Origin of the sequence: Psychromonas hadalis ATCC BAA-638 (assembly GCF_000420245.1) — a bacterium.
GTDB classification, from domain to species: domain Bacteria; phylum Pseudomonadota; class Gammaproteobacteria; order Enterobacterales; family Psychromonadaceae; genus Psychromonas; species Psychromonas hadalis.
In genome coordinates this window covers 13,390-27,795 of the sequence record NZ_ATUO01000037.1, presented here as the reverse complement: position 1 = coordinate 27,795, position 14,406 = coordinate 13,390, and the positions used below count along the sequence as shown (strand labels likewise).

Annotated in this window: 15 protein-coding genes; 4 read left to right on the top strand and 11 right to left on the bottom strand. The window is 39.9% G+C overall.

Features of this window, described 5'->3' with window-relative positions:
- Positions 1 to 208: 208 nt before the first annotated feature.
- The 6 genes from nqrE to G322_RS0106670 all read right to left on the bottom strand — a co-directional run bounded on the left by nqrE (position 209) and on the right by G322_RS0106670 (position 5,317).
- Positions 209 to 817, bottom strand: a complete 609-nt coding sequence (nqrE, locus tag G322_RS0106695; protein ID WP_022941040.1) for an NADH:ubiquinone reductase (Na(+)-transporting) subunit E — start codon at positions 815 to 817, stop codon at positions 209 to 211.
- Positions 818 to 822: 5 nt separating this feature from the next.
- The gene (locus G322_RS0106690) at positions 823 to 1,455 is read right to left on the bottom strand and encodes an NADH:ubiquinone reductase (Na(+)-transporting) subunit D (protein WP_022941039.1); all 633 of its coding nucleotides are present in this window, start codon (positions 1,453 to 1,455) and stop codon (positions 823 to 825) included.
- On the bottom strand, positions 1,448 to 2,227 hold the full coding sequence (locus G322_RS0106685; RefSeq protein ID WP_022941038.1) for a Na(+)-translocating NADH-quinone reductase subunit C: 780 nt from the start codon (positions 2,225 to 2,227) through the stop codon (positions 1,448 to 1,450). The genes G322_RS0106690 and G322_RS0106685 overlap by 8 nt, the downstream gene beginning before the upstream one ends.
- Complete coding sequence (locus G322_RS0106680) at positions 2,220 to 3,428, bottom strand: NADH:ubiquinone reductase (Na(+)-transporting) subunit B (protein ID WP_022941037.1); 1,209 nt, start codon at positions 3,426 to 3,428, stop codon at positions 2,220 to 2,222. The genes G322_RS0106685 and G322_RS0106680 overlap by 8 nt, the downstream gene beginning before the upstream one ends.
- Entirely contained in the window at positions 3,428 to 4,768 is a 1,341-nt protein-coding gene (locus G322_RS0106675) for a Na(+)-translocating NADH-quinone reductase subunit A (RefSeq protein ID WP_022941036.1), read from the bottom strand. The genes G322_RS0106680 and G322_RS0106675 overlap by 1 nt, the downstream gene beginning before the upstream one ends.
- A 237-nt stretch (positions 4,769 to 5,005) precedes the next feature.
- Complete coding sequence (locus G322_RS0106670) at positions 5,006 to 5,317, bottom strand: BolA family protein (RefSeq protein ID WP_022941035.1); 312 nt, start codon at positions 5,315 to 5,317, stop codon at positions 5,006 to 5,008.
- 45 nt (positions 5,318 to 5,362) lie between these two features.
- Here G322_RS0106670 and G322_RS0106665 point away from each other — a divergent pair, with 45 nt between their 5' ends.
- The gene (locus G322_RS0106665; protein ID WP_022941034.1) at positions 5,363 to 6,082 is read left to right on the top strand and encodes an arginyltransferase; all 720 of its coding nucleotides are present in this window, start codon (positions 5,363 to 5,365) and stop codon (positions 6,080 to 6,082) included.
- 141 nt (positions 6,083 to 6,223) lie between these two features.
- Positions 6,224 to 6,442, top strand: a complete 219-nt coding sequence (infA, locus tag G322_RS0106660; RefSeq protein ID WP_015465665.1) for a translation initiation factor IF-1 — start codon at positions 6,224 to 6,226, stop codon at positions 6,440 to 6,442.
- A gap of 123 nt (positions 6,443 to 6,565) precedes the next feature.
- Here infA and arfB read toward each other — a convergent pair whose 3' ends face one another.
- Together arfB and G322_RS0106650 are read right to left on the bottom strand one after the other, a co-directional pair.
- On the bottom strand, positions 6,566 to 6,985 hold the full coding sequence (arfB, locus tag G322_RS0106655; RefSeq protein ID WP_022941033.1) for an alternative ribosome rescue aminoacyl-tRNA hydrolase ArfB: 420 nt from the start codon (positions 6,983 to 6,985) through the stop codon (positions 6,566 to 6,568).
- 3 nt (positions 6,986 to 6,988) lie between these two features.
- On the bottom strand, positions 6,989 to 7,597 hold the full coding sequence (locus tag G322_RS0106650) for a tRNA-uridine aminocarboxypropyltransferase (RefSeq protein WP_022941032.1): 609 nt from the start codon (positions 7,595 to 7,597) through the stop codon (positions 6,989 to 6,991).
- A 29-nt stretch (positions 7,598 to 7,626) separates the two neighbouring features.
- Between G322_RS0106650 and rrtA the strand changes: the two genes are divergently transcribed.
- A complete protein-coding gene (rrtA, locus tag G322_RS20080; protein WP_022941031.1) occupies positions 7,627 to 8,214 on the top strand; it encodes a rhombosortase in 588 nt (195 codons plus the stop codon).
- Here the strand turns inward: rrtA and flgL are convergent.
- From flgL to flgJ, 3 genes are all read right to left on the bottom strand, one after another.
- Positions 8,188 to 9,699 (bottom strand): flagellar hook-associated protein FlgL, encoded by a 1,512-nt coding sequence (flgL, locus tag G322_RS0106640; RefSeq protein WP_022941030.1) that lies wholly within the window; start codon positions 9,697 to 9,699, stop codon positions 8,188 to 8,190. The genes rrtA and flgL overlap by 27 nt on opposite strands.
- A gap of 113 nt (positions 9,700 to 9,812) precedes the next feature.
- Positions 9,813 to 11,891, bottom strand: a complete 2,079-nt coding sequence (flgK, locus tag G322_RS0106635; protein ID WP_022941029.1) for a flagellar hook-associated protein FlgK — start codon at positions 11,889 to 11,891, stop codon at positions 9,813 to 9,815.
- Positions 11,884 to 12,864: a flagellar assembly peptidoglycan hydrolase FlgJ gene (gene flgJ, locus G322_RS0106630; protein ID WP_022941028.1), complete on the bottom strand. Its 981-nt coding sequence runs from the start codon at positions 12,862 to 12,864 to the stop codon at positions 11,884 to 11,886. Before flgJ ends, flgK begins: the two co-directional genes overlap by 8 nt.
- A 160-nt stretch (positions 12,865 to 13,024) precedes the next feature.
- On the opposite strand from flgJ, the gene G322_RS0106625 reads away from it, so the two are divergent.
- Positions 13,025 to 14,347, top strand: coding sequence for a Na+/H+ antiporter family protein (locus tag G322_RS0106625; RefSeq protein ID WP_028866463.1), 1,323 nt, complete (start codon positions 13,025 to 13,027; stop codon positions 14,345 to 14,347).
- Positions 14,348 to 14,406: the final 59 nt, after the last annotated feature.

Below are 14,406 nucleotides of genomic sequence, written 5' to 3'. Positions count from 1 at the left end.
TTATTCTGTAACGATTCCTAAAGATCGGCTTCAAAATTACTTGTTCTTTATTTTCAAAATAACCAGTCGTTAAGGTTTTTTGAAAATAATTTAGAGCAAGTTATTCTGTAACGATTCCTAAGTTAAAACATCTTATATAATGTTTAGCGCTAACGCATTTAGGCTAAATTCCAAGAGAAGCTATCCTAAATGACAAGCAGCTAAACAGTTACAGTTGGATGCCTGAAAATGACATGAAACCCAGTGCCATTAGACCCGTTGTAATGAATGTAATACCTAAACCACGTAAACCATCTGGCACGTCTGAGTATTTCATTTTTTCACGGATACCTGCTAATGCGACAATTGCTAATGTCCAACCAATACCACTACCAACACCGTAAACTGCCGATTCTAGTAAGTTATAATCACGTATAACCATGAATGATACGCCACCAAAAATAGCGCAGTTAACCGTGATAAGTGGTAGGAAGATCCCCAGTGCTTGATACAAAGCCGGGAAGTATTTATCTAATACCATCTCCAAAATTTGCACTAACGCAGCAATAACACCGATGAAAGTAATAAAGCCTAAGAAGCTAAGGTCTGCATCAGGGAAACCAGCCCAATCTAACGCACCAGGTGCTAATAAGTTAAAGTAGATGATTTGGTTAACCGGTACTGAGATACCTAATACCACAATAACCGCAACACCGAGACCCATTGATGTTTTAACTTTTTTCGATACTGCAAGGAATGTACACATGCCTAAGAAGAAAGCTAACGCCATATTTTCAATGAAAATAGCACGCACAAATAAACTAAGATAATGTTCCATTTAAACTACTCCTTTGGCTCAACTTGATCTGGACGCACAATACGAATTACCCAGATAATGCCACCAATAATAAAGAACGCACTTGGAGGAAGTAATAACAGACCATTACTTTGGTACCAACCGCCATTAGATGTTAATGGTAGAATTTCAATTCCAAATAGTGCTCCTGCGCCGAATAATTCACGGATACCTCCCACGATAACAAGAATGAAACCGTAACCTAAACCGTTACCAACGCCATCCATGAAACTTGGGAAAGGTTTATTCTTCATCGCAAAGGCTTCTGCACGTCCCATTACAATACAGTTTGTAATGATCAGGCCAATATAAACAGATAACTGTTTAGATAAGCCGTACGCATATGCTTTCAAAACTTGGTCAACAACAATGACCAATGAAGCAATAATCGCCATCTGTACAATAATACGTACACTATTTGGAATATAGTTACGGATCATGGAGATAAACATGTTTGAAAATGCAGTTACGAATAGAACAGCTAAGGTCATTACCACTGCATTTTCTAAGGTTGTTGTCACTGCAAGTGCAGAACAAACGCCCAGAATTTGTAATGCAATCGGGTTATTGCTCACAACTGGAGAGGTTAATATCTCTCTTAGTTCACTAGATTTAGCCATTGTTTAATGCTCCTTCACGAACTTTAGTTAGGAATGGGCCAAAGCCTTGCTTACCTAACCAGAAAGTAAAGGTATGCTCAACACCAACACTTGTAAGTGTTGCGCCGGATAGACCATCAATTTCATGCTTAGAATTTGCAGGTGCTTGACCTTTGACTACTTTGATAGCAGGTTTTCCGTTTGCATCAAATAACTCTTTACCTTGGAAAAGTGCGCGCCAACGAGGGTTCTCGATTTCGCCACCCAGTCCTGGTGTTTCGCCTTGATCATAATAGGTTAATGAAATAATGGTATTACCATCGGTTTTAATGGCAACAAAGGCGTACATTGTTGACCATAAACCCGCGCCATGAATAGGCAGGATAATACGTTGTAGTTGACCATCATCATCAGACACTAAATAAACCGTGGCAAGATTGGCACGACGGCCAATTTTAGCGATATTTTGATCGTTCGTTAGCTTAATGCTTTGCGTTGGATCTCTTGCCGCTAGACGTTGATCATAATGTGTTGCATCAACATCAGTGACAAATTCACCCGTGGCTAAATCAACTAATTTAGTTTCAATATTACTATTGAAGATCTCTTTAATTGATTTCTCCGTTTCGAGGCCAGCAACCGCTAAAATATTTTGCTGTTTATCTAACGCTTTATTGGCGATTTGCAAAGGACGCAAACCAACCGCTGCGCCAGCAACAATGATTGAGCAGACGAGACAAACTGCCAGTACCACCAACATTGTTCCGCCGAATGTTTCCTTTTTATTAGACATTGCGTGCAAGCCTCCGTTTAATATTTCCCTGTACCACAAAGTAGTCAAACAGTGGCGCGAACAGGTTAGCAAATAGAATTGCTAGCATCATTCCCTCGGGGAATGCGGGGTTCACTACACGAATCAAGACCACCATCAAACCAATCAGCGCGCCGTACATCCACTTACCTTTATTGGTAAATGATGCCGATACGGGGTCGGTTGCCATGAAAATCATACCAAAGGCAAAGCCACCCATCACTAAATGCCAGTACCAAGGAAGTTGGAACATATGGTTTGTGTCACTACCAATACCGTTAAACAGCATTGACGTTGCGACCATACCTATCATCACACCCGCGATTATTCGCCATGAAGCAATACCCGTGAGCACAATAAATGCACCACCAATTAAGATAGCCAGTGTCGATACTTCGCCAATACTCCCTTGCATGTTACCCAAGAAAGCATCCATCCAAGAAAGACTTGATTGCAGTACATCCATCCCGCCCTGTGACATCGTACTTAACGATGTAGCACCCGAGAAACCATCTACCGCAGTCCAAACTGAATCACCGGAAATATCCGTTGGATAAGCAAAGAACAAGAAAGCACGTCCCGCAAGTGCAGGGTTTAAGAAGTTACGCCCCGTGCCACCAAATATCTCTTTGGCAACAACCACACCAAATGTGATACCCAGTGCAACTTGCCATAATGGAATTGTTGCTGGCAAAATCAGTGCGAACAGAATTGAAGAAACAAAGAAACCTTCGTTAACTTCATGTTTACGTACGCTTGCAAATAACACTTCCCAGAAACCACCTACGGCAAAAGAGACCGCATAGATAGGCAGGAAGTAGAGCGCACCAAACAGCATGTTATCAACAATTGTCGCTTTCGCGCCCATTGTTACCCCCAATAAATTGAGGATCATGACACGCCAATCATCTAACGCGCCAAAACCGACTGCAATTGCATCGTTCGCTTGTACACCTGTATTGTACAGCCCATAAAAGACGGCAGGGAATGTTGCAAGCCAAACAAAAATCATCATACGTTTTAGATCAAGTCCATCACGAATGTGTGTTAACCCTTTGGTAATTAAACCTGGGGTATAGAAGAACGTTGCCGTTGCTTCAAACAGTGCGTAGCCTTTTTCATAGCGACCGCCCGGTTCAAAGTGAGGCTCCATCTTCTCAAGCATGTTTTTAAGATTAAACATTAGCCTTCCTTCTCAATTTTACTTAAGTTCGTACGTAAGATTGAAGCATAGTCATATTTACCCGGACAAACATAAGTACATAGTGCTAGATCTTCTTCATCTAACTCTAAGCAACCTAATGTTTGTGCGCCATCGCTATCACCCACTATCAAATCACGAAGCAATATTGTTGGTAAAATATCAAGCGGCATAATGCGCTCATATTGACCAATGGGCACCATCGCACGCTTACTACCACCTGTTGTTGTGGTAAATGCAAAACGTTTTGCGCGGTTTAGTGTTGAAAGGAATACACGCGCAACAGAGTGTTTATTAAGACCCGGAGAGCCCCAACCAAATAATTCTTTCTCATAACCTTCAATCAGTGCTGAAATTTGATTGTGGTAACGACCAAGATAAGCATGCCCACCATAAGCGGTGACACCGCAAAGCACCGAGCCAGAGATAATACGTACATCACCGTCAATTAATTCATTTTCAGTGAGTTGCGCTGTTGAAGCGCCAATCACTGTACGTAGTAAACGTGGTTTTTTAATCGCAGGACCAGCAAGAGAGATAACTTTATTAATATAAAGCTCACCCGTTACAAACAGTTGACCAAAGGCAATTACATCTTGGTAATTGAGTGACCAAACTTGTTTTGTAAGAGAAACAGGCGAGATAAAATGAATGTGTGTACCCGCAAGACCTGCAGGGTGAACACCAGAGAATAGCTTCTCTTCAACATTAGTTACATCAGATGTGGGTAGTTTACCGACACCTTTACAAACATAAACTTTACCGACTGTTAGCTGTGATAACACCGCTAATCCATCAATAAAGGCTTGTTGGTTTTCATTAATGATAAGCGCAGCGTCCGCAGCTAATGGATTGGTATCCATCGCAGTCACAAAAATGGCAGCAGGCAATGCATCAATGGCGGGTACTTTACTAAATGGACGTGTACGAAGCGCTGTCCACGCACCAGATTCAACTAAATTTTCAATAATCGTTGCACGTTCTAATTTTGCTAACTGTGCACTTTCATATTGAGGGAAAGAGATACTCTCTTGACCTTCAACGGAAATAACAACAGATTGCAAAACACGTTTTGCACCACGATTAATCGCTTTAACTATACCAGATGCTGGAGCGGTAAATTTAACACCGGGGTTCTTTTTATCGACAAAAAGAACTTGGCCTTTCTTTACAGTGTCACCAGCTTTAACAGCCATTGACGGACGCATTCCAACATATTCTTCACCTAGTATAGCAACTTCAGTAATGGTCGGGCCATCCTGAATCACTTGCTCTGGCACTCCACTGATCGGGAGGTCCAGTCCTTTTTTTATAGTAATCATATTTATTTGCACTATGTTTACGGAAAGAAGAGTTAGATGCCTTGCGGCATAAAAACATTACAAGCTTGCTTGCCGTTAAAATTTAATTTAACAGCAAGTTAACAAGTAGACTAAAAAATTCGGGCGTATAATACCACTATTTGCAGGGGGATTACCATTGCAATTGCGTACGGCTGGTCTGTTGAGTTCAAAGTTTTATGTGAAATAATTTTACATAAAAGCGTTATTTTTTAACATCTATTTTCCACCACCCAAACAATCCGCAGAAAGTGGTGCAACATTTCCCTTATCAGCCCACTGTTCTGGCGTATAAGTATGCATCGCTAATGCATGAACAGGCCCCGCTAATTGTTCTGCTAATAAATTATTAATTAACCGATGACGTGCAATCAGTAACTTACCAACAAACTCTTCACTGACCACCGTCACTTTGAAATGTGTTTCTGAATTTTCAGGCACAGCATGTCGAAAACTCTCATTTTCAACCTGTAAAAAAACACAATCTATACTTTCTGTTAGTTTTTTCTCTATAATTGTTTGTACGCTCATCACTTTTTCCTTATTTTAATTTAAAATCACAATAGCAGGTGTTTTTTGTCTACTCAATCTCATTCACTCAATGTGGGTATTACTCAACCTTTTCCTTGCTCCTATTTAGATGATCACCAAGAAACATTGATCATGCTTATCGAGCCAGAAACTAATGCTCAAACGTACTATCCAACACTGCTTGCTAATGGCTTTCGTCGTAGTGGCTCACAGGTTTACCGCCCACATTGTGAGCATTGTCAAGCTTGCCAATCACTGCGCATTCCCGTTAAAATCTTTATGAGGTCGCGCAGTCAAAAACGCTTAATGAATAAAAACAGTGTTTTTATTATTAAGATAAGTGAGTCGATCGGTGAAGACTATTTTTCACTTTATCAGCGTTATATCAATAAAGTACACAGTGATGGTCCAATGTTTCCCGCCTCGAAAAAGCAATATAATGAGTTTATTCACAGCGATTGGAATAAGCCACTGTTCATCGAAATTTACGATCAACAAAAATTGATTGCAGTCAGTATTACTGATCAACTCTTCACTCAACAAAGCAAAACATGGAGTGCGTTTTACTGCTTTTATGATCCTGATTACCAGACCCATTCATTGGGTAAATTTGCAGTTTTAACGCAACTACGCCTTGCTATTGAACATCAAATTGATTATTTATATCTTGGTTATTACATCAAAACGTGCCAAAAAATGAATTACAAAACCCAATTTAATCCACATCAACGTTTTATTGACAATGAGTGGGTCAGTTTTAACTAACAGCTTTTTCTCTTTGTGGGTCAATAAATAAGCAACAAGCCTTTACCCTACTCAATAATTCTGGCATGATGCGCCGATTGAAATTAGTATAATGTTGCAATGTGATTTGTGGCACACAAAAAGACAAAGGATCCATTAAGAATGGCAAAAGAAGATAGTATTGAAATGCAAGGCACCATCATGGATACATTGCCTAACACAATGTTCCGCGTCGAGTTAGAAAACGGCCACATGGTGACAGCACATATCTCTGGTAAAATGCGTAAAAACTACATCCGTATCTTAACGGGTGATAAAGTTACCGTACAATTAACACCTTACGATCTTTCTAAAGGTCGCATCGTATTCCGTGCTCGTTAATTAATAACTCATTAACCAGTATGAAAAAACCAGCCTTGTGCTGGTTTTTTAGTTTTTGTGGGTTATGAAAACAGCAGTACACAATAAAGAAAGGCAAAACTAAAGTTTCACTTCCATAAACGTTTAATAATCTATCTTTTTACTGCGTAAATTTTTGGTGGTGCCACGTTGTGTTTTTTTATCCATACGCTTTCTTTGTGAATTACGACTCGCTTTAGTTGCTCGGCGTACTTTTTGCACCACGATCGCATCTAAAATGAGCGTTTTTAGACGTTCAAGTGCATCAGATCTGTTTTTTTCTTGATTTCGGTGACTCTGCGCTTTAATAATGATCACCCCTTCACGAGTGATGCGCGAATCGGAGAGGCGCAGTAATCGCTCTTTATAAAAAGGGGGCAGTGTTGAGCTTTTAATGTCAAAACGCAGATGTATTGCAGAACTAACCTTATTAACATTCTGCCCACCCGCACCTTGCGCGCGAATTGCAGTCAACTCTAATTGCCAATCGGCAATCTCTACGCCATTGGATATTTTTAAAGGCATACTTTAATCCTGTAACTTATCTAAATAATGAGACTGATAAATAGCTGGCGGTATTTGTGATATTTGATAATCGATCATAAATTCAAAACTTTCTAATAAGGGGTTAAATTTCTCACTGTTATTTTCTAATTGCGATAGCAGATAATAACCCGCCTCAACCGTTGATAAACCATCCTCACGAGGAGATTTACGCAACCGATAGTTACTTTTGATGTCAACATTGATAGATACTTTGGGTAACTTTTGTAAAAAAGGGTTATTCATTAACAGTTTATAGGCTTTCTTCCAGCTACCATCAAGCAATATAAAAGTACTCTTTTTATTGATCATCACTTCATCAGTTAAGCGCTCTGCCGGCAAAGCCTCTTCATTGGGGAAAAGCAGATAACTATTATTAACATCAAAGTCTTGCTCATCGAAAAGAGTCCCCACGGTAAGCTTTACTCTCTTCAATGAGAGTTTTAAGATACGTGCAGTGCCTATCGCTTTCTTTTCTTCACTGGGATCTTGTAAGATATGTAATAGGTGCACATTGTTAATTGATTTAATAGTGGCACAGATACAAGCAGAGCTCGCTTTAAAACAGTTTACGCAGAACGCCCTTTTAACCATTTATTACCCCTAATATAGAATGAAACCAGATGTCTAAGCTTTTAATTGAAACAACACTCTATAGTCTGATCTGCTTTGCCATCTACTTCACAGAGCCACAAGCCAGTGAATGGCTTGCATACTACCACACAGGTATTAGCCAATTCGAGCTTTGGCGATTAATAACGGCCACTTTTTGCCACACCAATTTTAACCACCTTGTCATGAATGTTGCAGGACTTATCATCACATTAGCTTTGTTTATTGATAGCTTCAAAAATACCACGCTATTACCATTAATTATTTTTAGTAGTCTATTTATCGGTTTAGCACTGTACTTTTTGGAGCCGAATGTACTTTGGTATGTAGGATTTTCGGGGGTCTTACATGGCTTGTTTAGTTATGGGGTGATAAGTGATATTCACAATAAAGATAAATGGGGCATTATTCTTGGGGTAGGTTTAGTAGCAAAGATAGCCTACGAGCAATTTTTTGGCGCACAACAAAATACCATCGAGCTCATTGGCGCGCCCGTTTTAGTGAACGCCCACCTATATGGTGCGATAGCTGGTTTTGTTTTTTATTTTATGAAATTGCTCAAAACCACCCTATTAAATAAGTTTGAAAAGGCTCAATGATTGCAACTGAATATAGGTTTGCTGTGATATCTCTAATTGACTCATCTGTAATTTAAACTCACTAATAGCAGATGCCATATCAAGATCTTCTAAATTAGAGAGTGTTTTCTGATTGGTAAGCTTAAAGTCCAATGAAGATTCACGCTGATTATCAATGGTATTCATGCGCGCTCCAACAGAAGTATGAATACCAGTGACGTTACTCATGGCGTTATCAATTTGTAAATGAGCCATCTCTAAACTCATGACTCGTTGTGCTTTGGAAGCCCCATCCTCTCCGGTAATTCTTAACGCATCAATCGTGTCTTGAATGGTCGAAAATATATCTTTTTCACCACTTTGACGAAGCGTAAAATTATCAAGATTTTGTACATTTCCTTTTATCTCTGTTTTTATGCCATTAAACTCAATTGATTGTCCCTCTACATATTTTGTTGGTTCAATATATTTAGTCATCGTATATTGATCTGTCGCATTAGGTATACCATCAACCTCAATAGAGATACCGTCAATGGTGATCTCTTGTGTGGTGGTATCACTGCTATCATAAACAGTAGGAGATGAAGACACGCCATTGATTTCAATGAGGAACTCATTAGGATTCGCAGTCGCAACAAATTCAATGGTAATATCACTGTTAACATCAGGATAAACACCGCTAGGATTTACATTTGCAATGTTAGGATCGTTTAAATCAACTTTCGATATTTTTACATTCGCATTGCCCGTTACCACCGTATCATCTAGGCCATACACCGAATATTCAGGATCAGCACCAAGCGTTGGTTCAGTGATAGCGATAGTGTAATCTTGGTCAACAAAGTCTCTTGCAACATTTTTATTAATGACCGAAGCTGCATCAATCACACCAGAGCCTGAATTATTAATACTCCCCTCTGAAACAAAAGTACCGTTACCCTCGGGGATATTAGTGAAGATAGCCGCACCAGAATCATTACCTTGTATGAGCACGCCAGCGCCCACTTTATAAGAACGATTGCCGTTATCACCATGATAATCGATTGAACCAAACTCATTGGTTTGAAAAGGCTGTGTATCAACTTGATAACCCGCAAAGATATACTGGCTATTGCCATCTCTGGTATTAGCAACCCCAATCAGTTCTTCGCGCAACCCTTCGAGCTCTTTCGCTATCGCTTCACGACCTGCAGAGCCATTGGTTTGATTGCTCGCTTTGACAATTGATTCACGTACACGCTGCAATATATTAGTGATCTGAGTAAGTGACACATCTTCTAGTGAATTAGCCGTTTCTGCCATTTTACCATTTTTAATGTATTGATCTCCCACACTCAAGTTTTGTTTTAAACGTTGAATAGTCGCGATGGCGACTGCATCATCTGAACCATGTATCACGCGTTTCTGAGTTGATAGATGTATATTTTGCTGACTTAATTTACTTTGCTGATTTAATATACTATCAACATTACGCTGGAAAAACATTTGGGTAGAAATGCGCATCATTACCTCTCTTAATACATGTTATTAACTAATTGCTCAATCAGTTAATAACATGCAAAAAACATTCCAAATTATTTTAAAAGTAAGGGTAAGTGACACTTTTGTGTATCACCCGCCTATCTTGAGGCTTGTAGAATGGTATCAAATAGCTCTGATGCAACCGAAATGACACGAGCGGCCGCACTGTAATACTGTTGGAATTGTAATAAGTTGGCGGCTTCCTCATCCATATTCACACCACTTAGGCTTTGAATACGCTCAAAAGATTGGCTTTTAAGAATCGCAGAAGATTGCATGGAAATATCCGCATTGGCCGTTTTAGCACCAATTTCTGATAACATGCCATTATAAACATCGGCAAAAGTTGCCTTATTATCGTTCATGATTTTCTGTGTTTGAAGATCCGCTATTTTCATAATGTTACGGTTATCTCCGTCGCCCGTTTCATTATAATTAAGGGTAAATTTATCACCTGATAGTGGTGAGCCAGCAATCATTTCAACGTCAATACCCGCTAAATTAAAGGTTACTTTTCCAGTTAATGGATCCGGTGTTAACGTTAATCCAGAAAGTGGATCACCCACCACTTTCGCTGGCACATAATTATTGGCAGAGCCTGTGGGTAACGTAACCGCTGTACCATTTTTGTCTAATATGTCATAGGTTATCTCACCCGTCAGCGTATTAACATTGGTTATTGTGATGGTTAGCGGGTTATCTGCATCCATGTAAAGTGAGTCAAGTGGGTTAATAATCCCACTGGTACGTAATACAGCATCACCTGTATTTGTTTCATCTGCAACGGTTTTTACCCCTGCATCAGCAGCCGCCACTTTTTCTGGATCTTTATGTTGCAACGTGGCTTCTTGCGCGCCTAAGCGTGTTGGACGCAGTGTAAATGATTTACCAACCTGGGGAGGATCGGATGCAATAATAGCGTCAATGCCTAAACTCAAACCAGAATTAGGAATATCCACACGCTGTGTTACCGACATATCAGCAATAGAAATTGTCTGTGTATCACCCGTGGTACGGTTAGTCACACTGAATGAAATAGCTTCTGGTGGCCCTAGTTGATAATCATCAACCACCAAATCATATTCATCGGCAGTTAATGCGCTTAAATCATCAATACGTACACTCAGTTGCGCACTGCCTAAACCATCATCATGAGCAAGCACACGATTTTTCATGGCTAAGAGAGAGTTCACATCATTAAAGAGATCCTCACCTATTTTCCCCTCTAAAGTCATTCCCTCTTTTTGTTGCTCATTAATGGAGTGGGTTAAACCAATAATATTTTGTCCAAGCTGATTAAAAGCACGCTCTAAGTCATTATTACGCGTATCAAATAACCCAGCAACTGAGCCTCCTAAACGACTGCCATCAAGCAAGGATAAGTGACCGCCAACATTAAATGCCAACTCTTTACGTGAGGGATCAGGATCACCATTAATTGCCATAATTTGCAATGATGTTCCCCCCATTACCAATGATTGACCACTGCCAATAAAAACATTTATCATACCGTTATCAGCGGGCACAACAGCAACGTCAACATATTGACTTAACTCAGTGATCATTCGATCACGCTGATCAAGCAGATCATTGGCGTTACTTTGTCCGCCAGATCCTAATACAATTGAGATCTGTTTATTCACATTAGCAAGGTTATCAGCCAGTGTAGTAATTGTTTTAGCGGTATTAACAATATCGCTATTAATACCAGAGTATTGAATCTCTAAATTTTTATATAGACGATTATACTGGCTGACCATGTTACCCGCTGACTCAAGAAATACTTTTCGGGACTCAAGCGTATTGGGATTATCAGCCACACCATTAGCCGATTCAAACATCTTTAGAACAGGTTTTGTTACCGAAGTACCTTCATCAGAAAATAACATATCCAATTGGCTATTTTGTTGATAAACCTCTTTAGAATAACCATATTGTGAGGTATTCATAATATTTTCGGTAAAGGCAAACTTATCATAAGCACGCTCAATACCCGCAACCATAGAACCTCGACCAATAAAAGAGCTACCAAAACGATCTGCTCCCGCAGTTGTTATTTCAACCGTTTGACGCGAATACCCTTTGGTGCTGATATTGGCAATATTGTGGCCAGTGGTATTAAGTTTTGCTTGCGATGAATAGATGCCCGAAAGACCAATTTGAAATAGATCAGCCATTTGATTCTCCTTCTAAAAATGCAGTTTTGAATGACTCGTTATTCATTATCTGTTTAATTTTATCTGCATATTGTGGGTCTGTTGCATAACCTGCTTTTTGTAGCTCTTCAATATAACGAGTATCATCAATACCTGGTTGCAATGCGCCTTGGTAACGCTGATTGTTGGTGATAAATTGCCCATAATCACTGAAGCTTTGCGCAAAATTTTCATAAGCTCTAAAGTCTGAACGACGTTTAATACCGATGCCATTTTCAACTTCAAAGCTATCTTTGGTCACTTTATCGCCCAGCCAATTTTTATGCGCTTTGATATTAAAAAGGTTAAAACTACTTTGATTATCTGCACCATTAATAATTTTTTTACCCCACCCTGTTTCAAGGGCTGATTGAGCAACTAAAACAGCAGGCGAGATACCCAACATTTTTGCCACTTTTTTGGCGTAAGGCATCAATGTTTCAATAAATGACTTTTGATCAGTGAATGGTTTATTGGTTTCATTATTTTTTTGTTCGTTAAACGCCATTACTGAGGGTTGCATCTTATCGGGCTTATTAAGATCCACCGCGGGTAGTGCTTTATTAAGATCTATCATCGGTGCTTTTTCGCTATTTGGCATCAGCATCTGGTCCATCGGTATCACTTGTGGTGTGATCATCGAGGTAGGATCAAGCTGGCGAACCAATGCATCTGCTAGTCCCAGCGCACCATGACGACTGATATCAAGTGCCAGTTGCTTGTCTTGCATATCCGTATAATATTTCGTGTTTTTGTTATTGAAGGGGCTATCTGTTTCAAACGCTTCATTCGCTTTGCGCATCGACTTAATCAGCATAGTGGCAAACATCGCTTCAAATTGATTGGCAACTTCACGAATCGCTTCTTTACTATTACCCTGCGCTTTTTTACGCAGTTGATCTAACCCTTGTAGATCAAAGTAATTACTTGCTGGTGTTACTACATGATTTGCCATTATCAGCCCCATTTTAACTTTTTTACTCTCACCTTATTTAAACAATGCAACATTAATGCCATTATTTAAAAATAAGAAAAAAACAAGACCTCTGATTAAAGTTGATAAACAACACACGTCACGTAAAATGCCCCTTTTAAAATTAATAGGGAAAATAGATATGAATCCGGTTTTATTGGCAGTCTGCCTAATGCTTGTTTTATCACTGATGCGTATTAACGTGGTGGTGGCACTCACCCTCAGTGCATTGGTCGGCGGACTAAGTGCGGGGTTATCACTCAGTGATACCGTCAGTGCATTTGAAGGAGGCCTTGGAGGAGGAGCAACGATTGCGCTTAGCTATGCTATGTTAGGTGCATTTGCCGTGGCGCTCTCTAAATCAGGAGTAACCGATCTGCTTGCACAAACTATGATTAAAAAGTTACATGGCCACCATCCAGATAAATTATCTAACAGCATAAAATATGGTGTGCTGATTAGCATATTATTGATGGCAGTTTCATCACAAAATATTATCCCTGTGCATATTGCGTTTATTCCTATTTTAATCCCCCCACTATTAGCTGTTTTTGCAAAGTTGCGCCTTGATCGGCGTTTAGTAGCCTGTCTGCTGACGTTTGGATTAATCACCCCTTACATGGTTTTACCCGTTGGATTTGGTGGTATTTTCTTACATAACATTCTGCTTAAAAACCTACATGATAATGGACTGCAAGCAACAGCGGCACAAGTTCCAACAGCGATGATATTACCTGCATTAGGCATGGTAACGGGATTACTGGTAGCGGTATTTATTAGTTATCGCAAACCACGTGACTACAAGGTGATTGAGTCCAAAGAGGTTAAACCCGACATTAAAACGGTCAATAAACGCCACATAGTGGTTGCGGTTATTGCTATTATTGCCACATTAGCAATCCAGCTTTATTCTGGGTCAATGATCATGGGCGGGTTAGCTGGTTTTCTGGTATTTACACTAGGCGGTGTTATTGCGTGGAAAGAGACCCATGATGTATTCACTAAAGGTGTGCACATGATGGCAATGATAGGTTTTATCATGATAGCAGCGGCAGGCTTTGCCGCGGTAATGAAAGCAACAGGTGGCGTTGAAACGTTAGTCGCTTACTTAAGTGACAGTATCGGTGATAATAAACCCTTAGCGGCATTACTCATGTTAATTATTGGGTTATTAGTCACCATGGGGATTGGATCATCGTTTTCTACCATCCCCATTCTGGCCACTATTTATGTACCACTGGCGATTGCATTTGGTTTCTCTCCAATGGCAACCATTGCATTAGTGGGTACGGCAGCCGCACTCGGTGATGCGGGCTCCCCCGCATCTGATTCGACACTAGGACCAACATCAGGCCTAAACAGTGATGGGCAGCATGATCATATTTGGGATACGGTTGTGCCCACTTTTATTCACTATAACCTACCGTTGATTATATTTGGCTGGATTGCAGCAATGACACTCTAAGAAGCCATTTTTCTAACGAGAAAGCCCTTCTTTATCATAATAAAGGGGGCTTTTATTTT

Coding starts and splice junctions, on each gene's coding strand:
- nqrE (WP_022941040.1), bottom strand. CDS start 817: ATGGAACATTATCTTAGTTTATTTGTGCGTGCTATTTTCATTGAAAAT.
- G322_RS0106690 (WP_022941039.1), bottom strand. CDS start 1,455: ATGGCTAAATCTAGTGAACTAAGAGAGATATTAACCTCTCCAGTTGTG.
- G322_RS0106685 (WP_022941038.1), bottom strand. CDS start 2,227: ATGTCTAATAAAAAGGAAACATTCGGCGGAACAATGTTGGTGGTACTG.
- G322_RS0106680 (WP_022941037.1), bottom strand. CDS start 3,428: ATGTTTAATCTTAAAAACATGCTTGAGAAGATGGAGCCTCACTTTGAA.
- G322_RS0106675 (WP_022941036.1), bottom strand. CDS start 4,768: ATGATTACTATAAAAAAAGGACTGGACCTCCCGATCAGTGGAGTGCCA.
- G322_RS0106670 (WP_022941035.1), bottom strand. CDS start 5,317: ATGAGCGTACAAACAATTATAGAGAAAAAACTAACAGAAAGTATAGAT.
- infA (WP_015465665.1), top strand. CDS start 6,224: ATGGCAAAAGAAGATAGTATTGAAATGCAAGGCACCATCATGGATACA.
- arfB (WP_022941033.1), bottom strand. CDS start 6,985: ATGCCTTTAAAAATATCCAATGGCGTAGAGATTGCCGATTGGCAATTA.
- G322_RS0106650 (WP_022941032.1), bottom strand. CDS start 7,597: ATGGTTAAAAGGGCGTTCTGCGTAAACTGTTTTAAAGCGAGCTCTGCT.
- rrtA (WP_022941031.1), top strand. CDS start 7,627: ATGTCTAAGCTTTTAATTGAAACAACACTCTATAGTCTGATCTGCTTT.
- flgL (WP_022941030.1), bottom strand. CDS start 9,699: ATGATGCGCATTTCTACCCAAATGTTTTTCCAGCGTAATGTTGATAGT.
- flgK (WP_022941029.1), bottom strand. CDS start 11,891: ATGGCTGATCTATTTCAAATTGGTCTTTCGGGCATCTATTCATCGCAA.
- flgJ (WP_022941028.1), bottom strand. CDS start 12,864: ATGGCAAATCATGTAGTAACACCAGCAAGTAATTACTTTGATCTACAA.
- G322_RS0106625 (WP_028866463.1), top strand. CDS start 13,025: ATGAATCCGGTTTTATTGGCAGTCTGCCTAATGCTTGTTTTATCACTG.